The sequence below is a fragment of the Paraburkholderia sp. RL17-337-BIB-A genome (assembly GCF_046025895.1).
Lineage (GTDB): Bacteria > Pseudomonadota > Gammaproteobacteria > Burkholderiales > Burkholderiaceae > Paraburkholderia > Paraburkholderia fungorum_C.
The window spans coordinates 4,426,310-4,443,616 of record NZ_JARESY010000001.1; the positions used below are offsets into that span (position 1 = coordinate 4,426,310).

General features: G+C 61.3%; 15 protein-coding genes and 2 pseudogenes. 12 read left to right on the forward strand and 5 right to left on the reverse strand.

The features are described from left to right. Positions 1–3: 3 nt before the first annotated feature. Together rqpR and P0D84_RS19760 are read left to right on the forward strand one after the other, a co-directional pair. Positions 4–660: a response regulator transcription factor RqpR gene (gene rqpR / locus P0D84_RS19755; RefSeq protein WP_323043195.1), complete on the forward strand. Its 657-nt coding sequence runs from the start codon at positions 4–6 to the stop codon at positions 658–660. Positions 661–1,016: 356 nt separating this feature from the next. Continuing rightward, positions 1,017–1,271 (forward strand): annotated as a pseudogene (locus P0D84_RS19760) (amino acid permease); the annotation flags it as partial. A gap of 120 nt (positions 1,272–1,391) precedes the next feature. On the opposite strand, the gene P0D84_RS19765 reads toward P0D84_RS19760, so the two are convergent. Beyond that, complete coding sequence (locus P0D84_RS19765; RefSeq protein WP_408339128.1) at positions 1,392–2,495, reverse strand: IS5 family transposase; 1,104 nt, start codon at positions 2,493–2,495, stop codon at positions 1,392–1,394. A gap of 89 nt (positions 2,496–2,584) precedes the next feature. Between P0D84_RS19765 and P0D84_RS19770 the strand changes: the two are divergent. Further along, positions 2,585–3,745 (forward strand): annotated as a pseudogene (locus tag P0D84_RS19770) (amino acid permease); the annotation flags it as partial. A 601-nt stretch (positions 3,746–4,346) separates the two neighbouring features. Here P0D84_RS19770 and P0D84_RS19775 read toward each other — a convergent pair. Continuing rightward, positions 4,347–4,697, reverse strand: coding sequence for a hypothetical protein (locus tag P0D84_RS19775; protein ID WP_408339130.1), 351 nt, complete (start codon positions 4,695–4,697; stop codon positions 4,347–4,349). Positions 4,698–5,281: 584 nt separating this feature from the next. Here P0D84_RS19775 and P0D84_RS19780 point away from each other — a divergent pair. From P0D84_RS19780 to P0D84_RS19820, 9 genes are all read left to right on the forward strand, one after another. After that, positions 5,282–5,809, forward strand: coding sequence for a (2Fe-2S)-binding protein (locus P0D84_RS19780; RefSeq protein WP_408339132.1), 528 nt, complete (start codon positions 5,282–5,284; stop codon positions 5,807–5,809). Between the two features lie 10 nt (positions 5,810–5,819). Further along, complete coding sequence (locus P0D84_RS19785; protein ID WP_408339134.1) at positions 5,820–8,216, forward strand: xanthine dehydrogenase family protein molybdopterin-binding subunit; 2,397 nt, start codon at positions 5,820–5,822, stop codon at positions 8,214–8,216. Positions 8,217–8,238: 22 nt separating this feature from the next. Further along, complete coding sequence (locus P0D84_RS19790) at positions 8,239–9,036, forward strand: FAD binding domain-containing protein (protein WP_408339136.1); 798 nt, start codon at positions 8,239–8,241, stop codon at positions 9,034–9,036. Between the two features lie 77 nt (positions 9,037–9,113). Beyond that, entirely contained in the window at positions 9,114–9,431 is a 318-nt protein-coding gene (locus tag P0D84_RS19795) for a hypothetical protein (RefSeq protein WP_408339138.1), read from the forward strand. Between the two features lie 64 nt (positions 9,432–9,495). Further along, a complete protein-coding gene (locus tag P0D84_RS19800; RefSeq protein WP_408339140.1) occupies positions 9,496–10,383 on the forward strand; it encodes an AAA family ATPase in 888 nt (295 codons plus the stop codon). Positions 10,384–10,398: 15 nt separating this feature from the next. Further along, positions 10,399–11,658, forward strand: coding sequence for a vWA domain-containing protein (locus tag P0D84_RS19805; RefSeq protein ID WP_408339142.1), 1,260 nt, complete (start codon positions 10,399–10,401; stop codon positions 11,656–11,658). Continuing rightward, positions 11,649–12,245 (forward strand): SRPBCC family protein, encoded by a 597-nt coding sequence (locus P0D84_RS19810; RefSeq protein ID WP_408339144.1) that lies wholly within the window; start codon positions 11,649–11,651, stop codon positions 12,243–12,245. Before P0D84_RS19805 ends, P0D84_RS19810 begins: the two co-directional genes overlap by 10 nt. Continuing rightward, entirely contained in the window at positions 12,218–13,240 is a 1,023-nt protein-coding gene (locus tag P0D84_RS19815) for an XdhC family protein (RefSeq protein WP_408339146.1), read from the forward strand. Before P0D84_RS19810 ends, P0D84_RS19815 begins: the two co-directional genes overlap by 28 nt. A gap of 940 nt (positions 13,241–14,180) precedes the next feature. Next, positions 14,181–15,128, forward strand: coding sequence for an IS110 family RNA-guided transposase (locus P0D84_RS19820; protein WP_408333819.1), 948 nt, complete (start codon positions 14,181–14,183; stop codon positions 15,126–15,128). 421 nt (positions 15,129–15,549) lie between these two features. Here P0D84_RS19820 and P0D84_RS19825 read toward each other — a convergent pair whose 3' ends face one another. From P0D84_RS19825 to P0D84_RS19835, 3 genes are all read right to left on the reverse strand, one after another. Further along, positions 15,550–16,578 (reverse strand): serine/threonine protein kinase, encoded by a 1,029-nt coding sequence (locus P0D84_RS19825; RefSeq protein ID WP_408339148.1) that lies wholly within the window; start codon positions 16,576–16,578, stop codon positions 15,550–15,552. Between the two features lie 102 nt (positions 16,579–16,680). Then, complete coding sequence (locus P0D84_RS19830) at positions 16,681–16,893, reverse strand: hypothetical protein (RefSeq protein WP_035554043.1); 213 nt, start codon at positions 16,891–16,893, stop codon at positions 16,681–16,683. Between the two features lie 260 nt (positions 16,894–17,153). Beyond that, entirely contained in the window at positions 17,154–17,294 is a 141-nt protein-coding gene (locus tag P0D84_RS19835) for a hypothetical protein (RefSeq protein ID WP_408339150.1), read from the reverse strand. Between the last annotated feature and the right edge of the window lie 13 nt (positions 17,295–17,307).

Below are 17,307 nucleotides of genomic sequence, written 5' to 3' on the forward strand. Positions count from 1 at the left end.
GCCATGAGCTTGCGCATCCTGCTCGTCGACGACCACGCGGTGGTTCGCCAGGGCGTCCGCCAGTTGCTGCTCGACCGCGGCGTGGCGCGCGAGGTGACCGAGGCGCAAAGCGGCGCCGAAGCGCTCGAAGCCGTCGCCCAACACAGTTACGACGTGGTGCTGCTCGACATTTCACTGCCCGACATGAATGGCGTCGAAGTGCTCAAGCGTCTGAAGCGCAAAGCGCCGCGCGTGGCCGTGCTGATGTTCTCGATGTACCGCGAGGACCAGTACGCCGTGCGCGCGCTGAAGGCCGGCGCCGTCGGCTACCTGTCGAAAACCGTCGACGCCGCGCAGATGATCGGCGCGATCCAGCAGGTTGCGGCGGGGCGCAAATACGTCAGCCCGGCCATGGCCGAAGCGCTCGCGGACTATGTCTCCTTCGACGGCGAACAGTTGCCGCACGAAAAGCTCTCCGACCGCGAATACCAGACGCTATGCATGCTCGCATCCGGCAAGCGACTGACGGACATCGCCATGGCGCTATCGCTATCGGTGAAGACGGTCAGCGTGTACCGCACGCGACTGCTCGAGAAAATGAAGCTACGCAATAACGCCGAACTGACGTTCTATGTGATGAGCAACCGTCTCGTCGATCTGAATCCGGCGATGGCCGGCTGACGTTCTCTTTGCGTGATTGCTCAATAGCGCGCGATTGCCTACCCCGGGATTGCAGGAGAGCGACTTCCCCGATTTGGGGCGCGCAGCGAACCACGCCTGATCTTGCTCAGTCCCGCGGATAACTGTCTGATTCGCGGCGACGCATCTCGATGCGGGCACGCAAGTCGAGATCGAAGGCTTTGCGGCCGTTTCTCGTGCTCAGGCAAAACGTCACGCCCCGCGTGCTTCAGCCAGACCTGCTCCGCCTTCCCCAGCAACGGTGAAAACACCGTCCCAAAATGGTGCAGAGGTTAAAATCCAGGGTTTCCCCGACATTCGGCGCGCAAGATGCGTGCACTACTGGAGACCTACCGCCAATGTCCCTGTTTCGCAAAAAGAGCGTCGAGCACATGATCGCCGCGAGCGCTCAGAACGCCAGCCTGAAGAAAGCGCTCGGCGCGCTCGATCTGACTTTCCTCGGCGTCGGCGCCATTATCGGCACCGGCATTTTCGTGCTGACCGGCACGGGCGCCGTTCAGGCCGGCCCAGCACTGATGGTCTCGTTCCTGATTGCAGCGGTTGCCTGCGGGTTCGCGGCGCTCGCCTATCAGGCTGCGGAAATACCCGAAGCAATCACGAGCGGCTTTCCTCCCGAAGGGGAAGCCGGAGTCGTTTTTTCCACCATCCGGGGAATTGATTGGCCGATCCCGTCTCTGGTGGCTAGTCGGTGCCGTTTTTAGCCCCGATTTAGCTTATTGCGCCTCCTGCGCACGGATTTGTCCCAAGGTGCGCATACGAACCAGGTTGTACGCCGCCATCGTCAGCACAAACATCTGATCCACTTTCTTCAGGCCGCGCACCATCACCTGACGCATGCCCCCAACGGTCTTGGCCCAGCCGAATCCCTGCTCGATCAGTTTGCGCTTTTGCTGCGAGATGGCGTAGCCCACACTTTGCGCAATCGCCTCCGGCACCGCCGAATGGCGTCCCGACTTGTTCTGCGCCACATGCGGCGTGACCTTCATGTCCACACAAGCTTGCACGAAGTCCTGGGCATCGTAACCCTTGTCAGCTCCGAGCGTGATCTCATGCGCCGGGTCATCGAGCGCCTGTCTGGCATCGTTAATCATGACCCGCGCAGCTTCGCGCTCGGCATAACCATCAGCGATCGTCACCACGGCGTTGGCCACCAGACCGTGGCGGTTGTCGCTCAAGGTATGGCCCATGTAGCGCAATTCACTGGCCGTGCCGCCTTTACGATAGAGTCGCGCATCAACATCGGTCTTCGACTCATGGGTGTCGTTGCTGCGCTTCTCGCCTTTGAAGTTGCCCCCATCGCCATTGGCTTGGTCGTCATCGTCACGGCGCACAAAGCTCTTATGGCCGGCCCAGGCCTGGATCAGCGTACCGTCAACGCTGAAGTGTTCGCCTGATAGCCAGGCCTTCTGCTGTGCAATGGCCAGCACCTCATTGAAGAACTCGATGACCGCGTCATGTTTAATCAGTCGTTCCCGGTTCTTGGTGAACACGGTCGGCACCCATACGCTATCGTCCATCGACAGCCCAATGAACCAGCGAAACAGCAGGTTATATTGGACCTGCTCCATCAACTGTCGCTCGGAGCGCACGCTGTAGAGCACTTGCAACAGCATCGCCCGCAGCAGTTTCTCCGGCGCAATGCTGGGCCGCCCGCCCTTGATGTCGGCCTCATACATGCGGGTAAACAACGGCTCCATCTTCGCCAGCGCAGCATTGGCCATCTTGCGAATCGCGCGCAGCGGGTGACTCGCAGGAACAAAGTCTTCCAGCTTGCGCATCGTGAACAGGCTCTCGGTGAAGGTATCGGCGCCGCGCATCATCTCTCAGGGTTAGGGCTTCATCACAATAACGTTTCAGTCGTCTCATCCGCTGACTCATCGGCGTCGGTATTTCCGCAGCCTGCTAAGCCGAGTTCGCGTCGACCATTCCGGTCGCCGGATCCATCTACACGTATTCGTACGCGACGCTCGGCGAACTGGCCGCGTGGATCATCGGCTGGGACTTGATGCTGGAGTATGGGCTGGCAACTTCGGCGGTATCGGTCGGTTGGTCGGGCTATCTGCAATCGCTGCTGTCGGGCTTCGGCGTGAGCTTGCCGGTTGCGCTGACGGCGGCACCGGGCGCCTTGCCGGGGCACGAGACCTTGTTCAACCTGCCTGCTTTCCTGGTCATGATGGCGATCACCGCCTTGTTGTCGCTCGGCGTGCGTGAATCCGCGCGGATCAACAACATCATGGTGGCGATCAAGGTGACCGTGGTGCTGCTGGTGATCGGCGTGGGTGTTTTCCATGTGACGCCGGCGAACTGGCATCCGTTCATGCCGAACGGCTGGAACGGCGTGTTCGGCGCGGCGGCGGTGATGTTCTTCGCGTTTATCGGTTTCGATTCGGTGTCTTCCGCGGCGGAAGAGGTGAAGAACCCTAAGCGCGATTTGCCGATTGGGATCATTGCGTCGCTGGGAGTGTGCGCGGTGCTGTACGTGGCCGTGGCGGCCGTGGTTACCGGTATCGTGCCGTCGGCGCAGTTCGCGAATATTTCGCATCCGGTGTCGTATGCGTTGCAGGTGGCGGATCAGAAGTGGGTCGCGGGCTTTATCGACCTGGGCGCGGTGCTGGGCATGCTGACGGTGATTCTGGTGATGGCATATGGTCAGACGCGTGTGATTTTCGCGATGTCACGGGATGGGTTGTTGCCTGCCCGGCTTTCCCGTGTGCATCCGAAGTTTGCTACGCCGTTCTTCACGACGTGGCTCGTGGGGATTTTCTTCGGGTTGATTGGCGCGCTGGTGCCGTTGAATGTGCTGGCTGAGTTGATCAATATCGGCACATTGGCCGCGTTTTCGATGGTGTCGATTGCGGTTCTGGTTTTGCGGAAGACGCATCCTGAGTTGCCGCGGGCGTTTCGGTGCCCTGGCGTGCCGGTGCTGCCGGTGTTGGCTGTCGCCTCTTGTCTGTTTTTGATGGTTAATCTTCAGGCGGTGACCTGGGTGGCGTTTGCGGTTTGGTTGCTCATTGGGATGGTTATTTATTTTGGGTATTCGCGGAGGCATTCGAAGTTGGCGAAATAAATAAAAAGTTGGTTTTTTTGCCTGCGCGGCGCTTGTTCTTGGTTTGCCTCCGGCGTGGGGCTTTCCTTGATTTGGGTTGGCGAGTCGCGCTTGTTTGTCTGTGCTTTTATGGTGTTGGCCTTTTCTTGGTTTGGCTTTTTGGCCTTTTCTTGATTTGAATTTTTGGCCTTTCCTTGATCTGGCTTTTGGCCTTTCCTTGATTTGAATTTTTGGCCTTTCCTTGAATTGTTATTGGTCTATTAGCGTCGCCCCTGTGCGGGGCAGGCACCTACTTTTCTTTGCCTGCCGCAAAGAAAAGTAGGCAAAAGAAAGCGGCTCACACCGCTAACTCTTAAGCGGGTCCCCCGCACAGCTACGGTAGTGGTGCATCTGGAATCCGTGCCCTCGCACATTCAGCCCCAGTGACACAGCCATCATACTTCCGGCGACGCTGCGCGCGCCGAAGCGCATTTCTCAAAACCAATTGCCGCGTCTCGCGTTCACGCTCCATTCACACTCCATTCGCGCTTACCAGCTTAGTCTGTTCTCGCTTATTTGGCTTATTTGGCTTATTTGGCTTATTTGGCTTATTTGACCTATTTGACCTATTTGACCTATTTGCCTATTGGCCTATTGGCTTATTCGGCTCATTCGGCTCATTCGGCTCATTCGGCTTATTCGGCTTATTCGGCTTATTCGGCTCATTCGGCTCATTCGGCTCATTCGGATCATTCGGCTTATTCGGCTTATTCGGCTTATTCGGCTTATTCGGCTTATTCGGCTCATTTGACTCATTTGGCTCATTTGGCTCATTTGACTCATTTGGCTCATTTGACTCATTTGGCTCATTTGGCTCATTTGGCTCATTTGGCTCATTTGGCTCATCCGGCTCATCCGGCTCATCCGGCTCATCCGGCTCATCCGGCTCATTTGGCTCATTTGGCTCATTTGGCTCATTTGGCTCATCTGGCATTTCGCCGAGGCGAAGCTGATGGTCCCCACCACGCCCGAACAAAGTCACTGGTTTGCATGATCGCCCTTCCGGCGAGCACGCAGGGCGAGGCGGGAAGTATGAGTGCCTTGTCACTCACGCTGAATGTGCGGGAGCACAGATTCCAGATGCACCACTACCGCGACTGCGCGGGGGACCCGCTTAAGAATTAACGGTTTGAGCCGCTTTCTTTTGCCTACTTTTCTTTGCGGCAGGCAAAGAAAAGTAGGTGCCCGCCCCGCACAGGGGCGACGCTAATAGACCGATACCAAATCAAGGAAAGGCCAACGCCATAAAAGCACAGACAAACAAGCGCCGCACAGGCAACCAGATCAAGCAAAGCCCACCGCCACAAAAGCACAGACAAACAAGCGCCGAGCAGGCAAAACACCAACCAAACCCCAACGCCGTAGGCACAACCCAATAGCGCCCCCAACCAATTTGTGCTTTACTTTTCGGCAGACCCATAAAAAAGCCGCAAACCAGCATCACCCTCATCGGACCTCACGAACAGGCAGCCGAAGGCAAGAAAAAGGTCCGGTCTCACCCCATAAGGAGACAACTTCATGGCGATCAGCATCAGTCTGACGGTGAACGGCGCGCCCATCAGCGCCTCAATCGACCCTGGCACCCTGCTTGTCCAGTTCCTGCGCGACCAACTTCGCCTCACAGGCACGCACATCGGCTGCGACACCGCCCAGTGCGGCGCGTGCACCATCCACCTGAACGGCCGCGCGATCAAATCCTGCAACATCCTCGCAGTCCAGGCCGAAGGCACAAACATCACCACCATCGAAGGACTCGCCAAAGACGGCGCCCTGCACCCGATGCAAGCCGCCTTCAAACACTGCCACGGCCTGCAGTGCGGCTTCTGTACGCCCGGCATGGTCATGAGCGCGGTCTCGCTCGTCGAACGTCAGCCCAATCTCACCGGCGACGACGTGCGCGCCCAACTCGACGGCAACCTGTGCCGCTGCACGGGATATCACAACATCGTCAAAGCCGTTCTCGAAGGCGCCGAAGGCATGAAATCCTCCGGCACGGCCAGCGCCCCCGCGACCCCGGCCGCAGCCACCGCGCCAGTTACCGCCTGAGGAGACGACGATGAACGCACCCGAAACCCATCACCTGATCGGCGCCTCCGTCGAACGTAAGGAAGACTATCGGTTCCTCACCGGCAACGGTCAGTACACCGACGACATCGTCCTGCCGCAGCAAACCTACGCGGTTTTCCTGCGCTCGCCGCACGCGCACGCAAAAATCAACAGCATCGATACCGCCGCGGCCAAACAGTCGCCCGGCGTGATCGCGATCTTCACTGGCGCGGACATGGCCGCTGACAACGTCGGCGGCCTGCCGTGCGGCTGGCTGATCCACAGTACCGATGGCAAGCCGATGAACGAGCCGCCCCATCCGATCATTGCGCATACGAAAGTGCGCCACGTCGGCGATCAGGTCGCGCTCGTCATCGCCGATTCGATCAAAGCCGCCAAAGACGCCGCCGAACTGATCGAGGTCGATTACGACGTGCTGCCAGCCGTGGTCGACACCGCCCACGCGGCCGATCCAGGCCAGGCCGCGGTTCACGATGAAGTGCCGGACAACGTCTGCTACAACTGGGGCCACGGTGACAAAGCCGCGACCGACGCCGCCTTCGCCAAAGCCGCGCACGTCACCACGCTCGACATCGTCAATAACCGCCTGATCCCGAACGCCATCGAGCCGCGCGCGGTCAACGCGAGCTATTCGGTGCAGGACGAGAGCTATACGCTCTACGTCGCGAACCAGAATCCGCACGTGGAACGCCTGTTGATGGCCGCGTTCGTGTTGTCGCTGCCGGAATCGAAACTGCGCGTCATCGCGCCGGATGTCGGCGGCGGCTTCGGGTCGAAGATTTTCCTGTACGCCGAAGATGTCGCGCTGACGTGGGCATCGAAGAAGATTCGTCGTCCGGTCAAATGGACCGCCGAGCGCTCGGAAGCTTTCGTGTCCGACGCGCACGGCCGCGATCACGTGACCAAAGCCGAACTGGCGATGGACGCCGACGGCAAATTCCTCGCGATGCGCATCCATACGATCGCCAACATGGGCGCGTATCTGTCGACCTTTGCCTCGAGCGTGCCGACCATCCTGTACGCCACGCTGCTCGCCGGCCAGTACACCACGCCCGCCATCTACGCCGAGGTGAAAGCGGTCTTCACCAACACCGTCCCGGTCGATGCCTACCGCGGCGCAGGCCGTCCCGAAGCGACCTATGTGGTCGAGCGCCTGGTCGAAACCGCGGCACGCGAGATGAAACTCAATCCCGCGGAAATCCGCCGCCGCAATTTCATCCACGAGTTTCCGTATGCCACACCGGTCGGCCTCACTTACGACACCGGCGACTACGAAACCGTCCTCGCACGCTCGCTCGAACTCGCGGACGTGAAAGGCTTCGAAGCCCGCAGGCAGGAATCGGAGAAGAACGGCAAGCGACGCGGCCTCGGCTACTCGTGCTACATCGAAGCCTGCGGTTTGGCGCCGTCGAACATCGCCGGCGCGCTCGGCGCACGCGCCGGACTCTTCGAAGTCGGCCAGATTCGTGTGCACCCGACGGGTTCCGTCACCGTGTTCACCGGCTCGCACAGCCACGGCCAGGGGCACGAAACAACCTTCGCGCAAGTGGTCGCGGACCGGCTCGGCATTGCGCTGGAAAGCGTCGAGATCGTTCACGGCGACACCGGCCGCATTCCGTTCGGCATGGGCACGTATGGCTCGCGCTCGATTGCGGTCGGCGGCTCGGCGATCATGAAGGCGCTCGACAAGATCGAAACCAAGGCCAAGAAAATCGCCGCGCATCTGCTCGAAGCCGCAGCGGAAGACATCGAGTTCAAGGACGGCGTGTTCCGCGTCGCGGGCACCGATCGCACCAAAGCGTTCGCCGACATCTCGCTCGCGGCGTATGTGCCGCACAACTATCCGCTCGACGTGCTCGAACCGGGTCTCGAAGAAAGCGCGTTTTACGATCCGACCAACTTCACGTATCCATCCGGGGCGTATATCTGCGAGGTCGAGGTCGATCCCGACACGGGCGTGTGCCGCATCCAGCAGTTCACCGCGGTCGACGATTTCGGCAACGTGATCAACCCGATGATCGTCGAAGGCCAGGTGCACGGCGGACTCGCTCAAGGCATCGGTCAGGCGATGCTGGAACGCTGCGTGTACGACAACGAAAGTGGCCAGTTGCTGTCCGGCTCCTACATGGACTACGCGATGCCGCATGCGTCCGATCTGCCGAACTTCACCGTCGAAACCGTGAAGGGCACGCCGTGCACGCACAATCCGCTCGGTGTGAAAGGTTGCGGCGAGGCAGGCGCGATCGGCTCGCCACCGGCAGTCATCAACGCGATCCTCGACGCGCTCGCGCCACTCGGCGTGACCGACCTGCAAATGCCGGCGACGCCGCATCGCGTGTGGTCCGCGATTCACGCTGCCAATTCACCTGCCAAGCAAGCCCACTGAGATCCTGAGCGGAGCATTCGACATGTATTCATTCGAGTATCAACGCGCGACGGATCCCAAAACGGCCGCCGCAGCCCTCACCGCTGACAGCGACGCGAAATTTCTCGCCGGCGGGCAAAGCCTGTTGCCAACCATGCGTCTGCGTCTCGCGCAGCCCTCGCAACTCATCGACGTGACGCGCATTCCCGCGCTCAAAGCGCTCACCGTCGACGCCAGGACGGTGACGATCGGCGCAGCCGTTTGCCACGCGGACGTCGCCGATCACGCGGAGCTTCGGCGCGTGTTGCCGGCGCTCGCGGATCTGGCCGCGCACATTGGCGATCGCCAGGTGCGCGCGCTCGGCACCATTGGCGGCTCGCTCGCGAACAACGATCCGGCCGCCTGCTATCCGGCTGCGGCAATGGCCCTGGACGCGACGATCGTCACGGACAAGAGACGCATTGCGTCGGGCGATTTCTTCGTCGGCATGTATGAGACCGCGTTGGCGCCCGACGAGCTGATCGTCGCCGTTGAATTTCCGATGCCTGAGCGCGCGGCCTACGAGAAATTCCGCAACCCGGCTTCGCATTTTGCGTTGGTCGGCGTGTTCGTCGCGAAGTTCGCTAGCGGCGTGCGCGTCGCGGTGACCGGCGCGGCGTCCGCGGTTTTTCGCGTGCCGGAACTGGAAAGCGCGCTATCGGCGAATTTCACGCCCGACGCCGCGCGAGCAGTGACCGTGTCCGATGCCAATCTGAACACCGACATGCACGCGAGCGCCGAATATCGCGCTCATTTGATTCCGGTGCTGGCCGCGCGGGCGGTGACGAAGGCGAACGGTTAGCGATCCTTGTGGTTGGCGGCTGACGTGCCTCGGCATGGCGCGTTAGCCGCGTTCACGGCCCGTGCTGTCCGTTACCGTTGTGGCTGTGGCTGTGGCTGTGGCTGTGGCTGTGGCTGTGGCTGTGGCTGTGGCTGTGGCTGTGGCTGTGGCTGTGGCTGTGGCTGTGGCTGTGGCTGTGGCTGTGGCTGTGGCTGTGGCTGTGGCTGTGGCTGTGGCTGTGGCTGTGGCTGTGGCTGTGGCTGTGGCTGTGGCTGTGGCTGTGGCTGTGGCTGTGGCTGTGGCTGTGGCTGTGGCTGTGGCTGTGGCTGTGGCTGTGGCTGTGGCTGTGGCTGTGGCTGTGGCTGTGGCTGCGGCTGCGGCTGCGGCTGCGGCTGCGGCTGCGGCTGCGGTCATGATCTTCTTACCCGTCGAGCCGACGCCGCCGCGCCGCCCGTTTCACCGTGCAGACTCAGGAACACCATGCAGCCCGCTTCAATCGACGACACGCTCGCGCAACTCGCTGCCCAAAGCTACTTTGCCAGCCGTGAGCTCGCCACCGCGTTGTATCTCGCACTGCGTATGGAGCGGCCGTTGTTCGTCGAAGGCGAGCCGGGCGTCGGCAAGACCGAACTCGCCAAAGCGGCGGCAGGGATGCTCGGCACCTCGATGCTGCGACTGCAATGCTACGAGGGACTCGACACCGCCAGCGCGCTCTACGAATGGGATTACCCGCGCCAGATCATGGCGCTGCGTCTGGCCGAAGCCGCTGGTGAGCGGCCCGGCAACGACACGCTATATCGCAGCGAATTCCTGCTGAAGCGTCCGCTGCTGCAAGCGCTGATGCCCGACGAAAATCATCCGGGCGCGCGGCGCGTGCTCCTGATCGACGAGATCGACCGCGCCGACGAACCGTTCGAAGCGTTTCTGCTCGAATTGCTGTCGGACTTCCAGGTATCGATTCCCGAATACGGCACGGTGCGCGCGGCGCAGCCGCCGCTGGTCGTGATGACGTCGAACCGCACACGCGAAGTACACGACGCGTTGAAACGCCGTTGCCTGTATCAATGGATCGGCTATCCCGAGCGCGATCGTGAACTGGAAATCGTCGCCGCGCGCGCGCCGCAGACGTCGGCGGAATTGCAACGGCGCGCGGTCGATTTTGTGCATCGGCTGCGCGGCATGGATCTGTTCAAGGCGCCCGGCATCGCCGAAACGATCGACTGGTGCCGCGCGTTGGAAGCGCTGTCGGTGACGGAACTCGATCCGCAATCGGTGCAGAACACCTTGGGTGTGCTGCTCAAGTATCAGGACGATCTGGCGCGCATCGATGCCGAGCAGATCGCGCAATGTCTCGCGGTGCCGGGATAGGCGAGCCTTCCCGCATTGACAGACGACGCAAGTGCGCGCTCGCCCCCTCCCTCCGTCGACACGCCGACATTGGCCCGCAACGTCGTGCATTTTGTGCGCGTGCTGCGCGGCGCGGGCTTGCCGATGTCGCCGGCGCAAGCCGTCGATGCACTCGCCGCGTTGCACTGGATCGACCTCGGCCGGCGCGACGATGTGCGCGCCGCGCTCGCCACGCTCTTGGTCTGTGCGCCGGACGAACGCGAGCTCTTCAACGCTGCCTTCGACCTGTTCTGGCGCGACCCGGATTGGGAAGGCAAGCTGCGCGCGCTGCTGCTGCCGAAAGTCCGCGATGGGCTACCGCCACCCAAACGCAACAACCGTCTCGCGGACGCGCTTGCCATGCGCACGCCGCCCTCGCCACACCGCAAAGCGCCACAGCAAACCGAACAACACGAATTGCACGCGCACGTCACCTTCAGCGCTGAAGAGCGGCTGCGTCATCGCGATTTCGAAACCCTTTCCGCTGATGAATGGCGCACGTTGCGGCATCTGATCCGCGGCCAGCGTCTGCCGCTTGCCACCGAACCGACGCGCCGCCTGAAGGCCGCCTCACACGGTACGCATGCGGACTTGCGCGCGAGCGCGCGGCAAGCGGTGCGCGCGGGCGGCGACTGGACGGTGTGGAAGTATCGCGCGGCGGTCGAACGCAAGCCGCCGCTGGTCTTGCTGCTCGATATCTCCGGCTCGATGAGCAGCTATTCGCGCGCGGTGCTGTACTTCTGCCACGCGCTGCTGCAATCGCGCGAGCGCCTGCAGGTATTTCTGTTCGGCACGCGCCTCACCAATGCGACGCGTGCGCTGCGCGAGCGCGATCCCGACGTGGCCATCGCGGCGCTTACCGATCAGGTCGTCGATTGGTCGGGTGGCACACGAATCGGTGCGGCACTCGCCGAATTCAACCGACGCTGGGCACGCCGCGTGCTGAACGGCAGAGCCACGGTGCTGCTCGTCACCGACGGTCTCGATCATGAAGCGATCGACATGCTCGACACCGAAATGGCCCGCCTGCGCCGCTTCGCGTACCGTATCGTGTGGCTCAATCCGCTGCTGCGTTTCAGCGGCTTTTCTCCGAAGGCGCGCGGCGTGCAGGCAATCCTGCCGTATGTCGACGCGCATCGTCCCGTTCATAATCTGGACAGTCTGACAGCGTTCGGCCGCGATCTCGCGCAACTCACGCGCGCGCCTCGTCTCACCGTATCCGCCAGGACTACCGCAGGAGCAATACCATGGAATTGAGTGAAACCCATACGCTGCCGGTTTCGCAGCAGCGCGCGTGGGATGCGCTGAACGACACCGGAATTCTGCGCGCCTGCATTCCCGGCTGCGAGAGCATCGACCCGGATGGCGAGAATGCTTACGCGGTGGTGATGAGCGCATCGGTCGGTCCCGTGAAGGCGCGCTTCAAAGGGCGTATGCTGCTGACCGACATCGAGGCGCCGAACACTTACACGATTGTTTTCGAAGGCCAGGGCGGCGCGGCGGGCTTCGGCAAGGGCAATGCGCGCGTCACGCTCGAACCCGAGGGCGACGCCGCCACGAAGCTCACCTACACCGCGACCGCACAGGTCGGCGGCAAGCTCGCGCAGATCGGTTCGCGGCTGGTCGACGGCGCGGCGCGCAAAATCGCGGGCGAATTTTTCAAGCGCTTCGGCGCGCAGGTCAGCGGCCCCGCCGATGACGCCACGGCCCCGGATGACGGCGACGCTGCAGCCGCCGATGCGGCGGGGCAAAATACAGAATTGAATGAGGCTGCGGACACTGAGTCCGGCGGCGACGGAACGAAGAGGAAGAAATCATGGACAGCGTGGATCTCGAAGTCCTGAAGTCCAGCGCACGTTGGCTGGAAGAGGGACATCGCGCGCTACTGGTGACGGTGGTGAAGACGTGGGGCTCGTCGCCGCGTCCCGAGGGCGCGATGCTCGCGGTGCGTGACGATGGGCTCGTGGTGGGTTCAGTATCGGGTGGCTGCATCGAAGACGACCTGATCGATCGCGTGCGGCAAAGGGGTATCGAACAGACACGCCCGGAAGCGGTGAAATACGGCATTACAGCGGAAGAAGCACATCGCTTCGGCTTGCCTTGCGGCGGCACAATCCAGCTCGTGCTGGAACCTTTGACACCGCAGAGCGGCATTGCCGATCTGTGCAATGCGGTGGAGGACGGCCGTTTGATGGCACGCGAAGTCGACATGGTGACGGGTGCGGTGCGGCTCAATGCCGCACAGGCGACAGACGGCGTGCATTTCGACGGTGAGCGTCTGCTGACGATTCACGGCCCGCGCTACCGGATGCTGGTGATTGGCGCGGGGCAGTTGTCGCGCTACCTGTGCCAGATCGCGGTCGGGCTCGATTATCAGGTCACCGTGTGCGATCCACGTGAGGAGTACACCGAGGAGTGGGCCATTCCCGGCACGAAGATCGTGCGGACGATGCCCGACGATACGGTGATCGAGATGAAGCTCGACGAGCGGTGCGCGGTGATTGCGCTGACGCACGATCCCAAGCTGGATGATCTGGCTTTGATGGAGGCGTTGAAGACGCCGGCTTTTTATGTGGGTGCTTTGGGATCGAGAAGGAATAATCAGGCCCGGCGCGAGCGGTTGAAGGAGTTCGATCTGAACGATGCGGAGTTGGCCCGGCTGCATGGGCCGGTTGGGATTTATATTGGCAGCCGGACGCCGCCTGAAATTGCAGTTTCGATTCTTGCCGAGGTGACGGCGGCCAAGAATGGGGTTTCGTTGCCGACTTTATTACAGGTTGAGGGCGCTAAGGCCGCGCGGGAGATTTTGGCTTCTGGGGACGCGGCTTGTAGTGTTTAGTTGGTGGTTTTTGCCTGTGCGGCGCTTTTGGTTGGTTTGTTTGCCTATGGCGGTGGGGTTTTCTTGATCTGGTTGCCTGCTCGGCGCTTGTTTCTGTTTGCCTTCGGTGTTGGCCTTTTCTTGATCTGGTTGTCTGTGCGGCGCTTGTTGTCTGCGCTTTTATGGCGTTGGCCTTTCCTTGATTTGGTATTGGTCTATTAGCGTCGCCCCTGTGCGGGGCAGGCACTTACTTCTCTTTGCCGCCGCAAAGAGAAGTAAGCAAGAGAAAGCGGCTCAAACCGCTAATTCTTAAGCGGGTCCCCCGCACAGTTGCGGCAGTGGCGCATCTAGAATCCGTGCCCTCGCACATTCGGCGTCAGTGACACAGCCGTCATACTTCCGGCGGCGCTGCGCGCGCCGAAGCCCATTTCTCAGAACCGATTGCTGCGTTTCGCGTTCGCGCTCCATTCGCGCTTATCAGCTCAGTCGGTTCATTCGGATCATTCGGTTCATTCGGTTCATATGGCTCATCCAGCTCATCCGGCTCATTTGGCTCATTCGGCATTTCGCCGAGGCGAAGCCAATGGCCCCCGCCGCGCCAAACGAAGCTACTGGTTTGCATGATCGCCGTTCCGGCGAGCACGCAGGGCGAGGCGGGAAGTATGAGTGCCTTGTCACTCACGCTAAATGTGCGAGAGCACAGATTCCAGATGCACCACTACCGCGACTGTGCGGGGGACCCGCTTATGCGCTGGCGGTGTGAGCCGCTTTCTTTTGCCTACTTGTATATTCCCCTCCGTGGCGCCGACCCGATCAGTTGTCGCCACACGGACAGTCAGCTCGTCTGCCTACAGTGCCTCGAGCCCGCAGAAAAGCCTGAGCGACTGTCCTTTTCATCCTCTTAACCCGAACAGTTGACTGAGCCCCGAGCTCGTATTTTCCTGCAAGTATGGGTACCGTGATGAACCAGACCTCTTCGTCCCTTTATATCGGCATCGACGTCAGCGGTAGCACGCTCGACGTTGCCATCCACGACACGACCGAACATTTCAGTGTCGACAATCAAACCGCCGCCATCGACCAGCTGGTCCAGCGTCTGATCGCGCTGAACCCCACCCTGATCGTCATGGAGGCCACCGGCAAGCTCGAACTCGCCGTGCTCAGGGCGCTCTGCCAGGCCGGCCTGCGCGCGGTCGCGGTCAATCCCCGACAGGTGCGCGACTTTGCCAAAGCCACCGGCAAACGGGCGAAGACCGATCGCATCGACGCGTTCGTCATCGCCCATTTCGCCGCCGTCATCAAACCCGTCGTGCGTCCGCTCAACGATGTGCAGACCGAGCAGCTGCAGGCACTCCTGCTGCGCCGTGCCCAGCTCATCGACATGCTCGTGGCCGAAAAGGCCCGCCTGGAGCGCGCTCACGCCGCGGCGAAGGAAAGCCTGAATGACCACATCAAATGGCTCAAGCAGCAGCTCACCGTCGCCGACAAGGACATCGATTCGTTCATGCGCGCTTCGCCCGCGTGGTGCCAGAAGGAGGACCTGCTGCGCTCGGTGCCCGGCATCGGTCCCGGTGCGGCGGCCACGCTGATCGCATTCATGCCGCAACTCGGTTCACTGAACCGCCGCGAGATCGCCGCGCTCACCGGTGTCGCACCGTTCAATTCCGACAGCGGCAGGCACACCGGCAAGCGGCGCATTCAGGGCGGTCGTGCCATCGTGCGGCGCGCGCTTTATATGGCCTGCATTCCCGCGCTGCGCTTCAACCCGGTGATCAGGGCCTTCTACGACCGTCTGCGCAAAGCCGGCAAACCCTTCAAGGTGGCCATGACCGCGTGCATCCGCAAGCTCATCGTGACGCTCAACGCCATGGTCCATAACTCAACACCCTGGAGCCCATCGACGGATTAACCGGCGGTATAGCCTTGCCTGGATGCGGTGCCTGAACGCGATCACTCGCGTGGTTTGCGCTCGCCTGTACGAACTGGCGACCACATTGAAAATCCAGCACCCAGGAACAGGTTCCCGCTTGACTTCCAATACGGTTGCTTTTCTTTGCGGCAGGCAAAGAAAAGTAGGTGCCCGCCCCGCACAGGGGCGACGCTAATAGACCAATACCAATTCAAGGAAAGGCCAACGCCGTAGGCATACAGACAAAAACCGCGACGCAGGTAACCAGATCAAGCAAAGCCCACCGCCACAAAAGCACAGACAAACAAGCGCCGCACAGGCAACCAGATCAAGCAAAGCCCAACACCATAAAAGCACCGACAAACAAGCACAACCAACCACCCCAAATCAAGAAAACCCAACCCCGTAGAACCGCAAACACTCAAACCGGCCAGAGCGGCCCTTCCTCCATCGCGCCGAGCTGCTCGCGCATTTCGAGAATGCGGTCTTCCCAATAGCGCTGCGTGTTGAACCACGGAAACGCCGCCGGAAAGGCCGGGTCGTCCCAACGGCGCGCGAGCCACGCCTGGTAATGAATCAGCCGCAACGTGCGCAACGCTTCGACGAGATACAGTTCGCGCGGCTCGAAGTCGCAGAAGTCTTCGTAACCGGCGAGCAGATCCGCCAGCGCACGTGAAGCCTCGGCGCGCTCGCCCGGCAACAGCAGCCACAAATCCTGCACCGCCGGACCCATGCGGCTGTCGTCGAAGTCGACGAAATGCGGGCCCGCGTCGGTCCACAACACATTGCTGGGATGGCAATCGCCATGCATCCGCAACATGCGAATCTCGCCGGCACGCTCGAAGGCGAGTTCGACGCCTTCAAGTGCGAGATTCACCACGGTTTTCCACGCAGTCCGCACGTCGTCGGGCACGAAGCTGTGCGACAGCAGGAAGTCGCGCGGCTCGTAGCCGAACGTGTTGATGTCGAGTGTGGGACGCTCGGTGTAGTTCTGCGTCTGGCCCACCGCATGGATGCGGCCAATAAATCGCCCCAGCCATTCGAGCGTATCGCGCCGGTCGAGATCAGGCGCGCGGCCACCGCGGCGCTCGAAAATCGAAAAGCGGAACCCGTCGAAGGTATGCAACGTGCGGCCTTCGAAAACACGCGCCGGCACCGCCGGTATCTCACGCGCAGCAAGGTCGGCGACAAAGGCATGTTCTTCGAGAATGGCCGCGTCGGTCCAACGCTCGGGACGGTAGAACTTGGCGACCACCGGCGGACCGTCTTCCACGCCGACCTGGTACACGCGGTTCTCGTAGCTGTTGAGCGGCAGCATGCGTCCGTCGGTGTAGACGCCGACGCTGCTGAGCACGCTGTCGAGCGCGTCGAGCACGATTTCCGGCTTGAGCCGGGCGAAAGGTACGGCGCTATCGGCGCCGTCCTGTGGGTCGAGAATGTCGTCGTTCATGTCCGCATTGTGCGCCGCGCCGCCATCAAACACGAGGGCGCCGGCTCACGTTGCGGCTTACAGTTACCTTCAATAGCCATGAAACGGACTTACAAATCAGTTTCAATGCACCTGCGCGCTGGACGGGCGCACCTGCTCGCCTGTATCGATCAGATCTTCAAGGAAAAAGGGTTCAGTGTTGAGATGCTCCGAAGTGCCGGGCTCGCCGGCATACCAGGCCACCATGGCCATGTCGCCGAGAATGCGCATGACAATCCCGCGCGCGCCTTGCGGCACGGCGATATGCACCGATCGGACAATGGAACCGATTTGCATGATGTTTCCCCGTTTCTCCCATAGCCGGCTTTATGGTTTCCACGCCGGTCAAGGTGATGATAAAAGCGCCGCTTCGCCGATAACGTTGCGTACGCACCCAATCTGCTGCGCGTATGACGCGTGAAAGGTTCGAGTCATTGTTCCCGTGTTGCGGGGCCATGAAAGGGGCGAACTCAAGGTCGTCGACCCGTCGTTTCGCCCTATTCCCATTACAGCGCGCTGGGCCGATGATCTGGGCATAAAGCGTCGTAACGAGACCATCATAAACCCACCCGGGGCGATATATCAAAATCATGGACCGCCAGAACACCCCCATTAATCCAGTCCTCGTGCTCACCGGCCGCCGCCGTGGCATGCTCTTTAGCCGCTGCGCGCACCACGCTGGCGGCTTCGGCTTTCATCGACCGCACTGAC

Coding starts and splice junctions, on each gene's coding strand:
- rqpR (WP_323043195.1), top strand. CDS start 4: ATGAGCTTGCGCATCCTGCTCGTCGACGACCACGCGGTGGTTCGCCAG.
- P0D84_RS19765 (WP_408339128.1), bottom strand. CDS start 2,495: ATGCGCGGCGCCGATACCTTCACCGAGAGCCTGTTCACGATGCGCAAG.
- P0D84_RS19775 (WP_408339130.1), bottom strand. CDS start 4,697: ATGCCAGATGAGCCAAATGAGCCAAATGAGCCAAATGAGCCAAATGAG.
- P0D84_RS19780 (WP_408339132.1), top strand. CDS start 5,282: ATGGCGATCAGCATCAGTCTGACGGTGAACGGCGCGCCCATCAGCGCC.
- P0D84_RS19785 (WP_408339134.1), top strand. CDS start 5,820: ATGAACGCACCCGAAACCCATCACCTGATCGGCGCCTCCGTCGAACGT.
- P0D84_RS19790 (WP_408339136.1), top strand. CDS start 8,239: ATGTATTCATTCGAGTATCAACGCGCGACGGATCCCAAAACGGCCGCC.
- P0D84_RS19800 (WP_408339140.1), top strand. CDS start 9,496: ATGCAGCCCGCTTCAATCGACGACACGCTCGCGCAACTCGCTGCCCAA.
- P0D84_RS19810 (WP_408339144.1), top strand. CDS start 11,649: ATGGAATTGAGTGAAACCCATACGCTGCCGGTTTCGCAGCAGCGCGCG.
- P0D84_RS19815 (WP_408339146.1), top strand. CDS start 12,218: ATGGACAGCGTGGATCTCGAAGTCCTGAAGTCCAGCGCACGTTGGCTG.
- P0D84_RS19820 (WP_408333819.1), top strand. CDS start 14,181: ATGAACCAGACCTCTTCGTCCCTTTATATCGGCATCGACGTCAGCGGT.
- P0D84_RS19825 (WP_408339148.1), bottom strand. CDS start 16,578: ATGAACGACGACATTCTCGACCCACAGGACGGCGCCGATAGCGCCGTA.
- P0D84_RS19830 (WP_035554043.1), bottom strand. CDS start 16,893: ATGCAAATCGGTTCCATTGTCCGATCGGTGCATATCGCCGTGCCGCAA.
- P0D84_RS19835 (WP_408339150.1), bottom strand. CDS start 17,294: ATGAAAGCCGAAGCCGCCAGCGTGGTGCGCGCAGCGGCTAAAGAGCAT.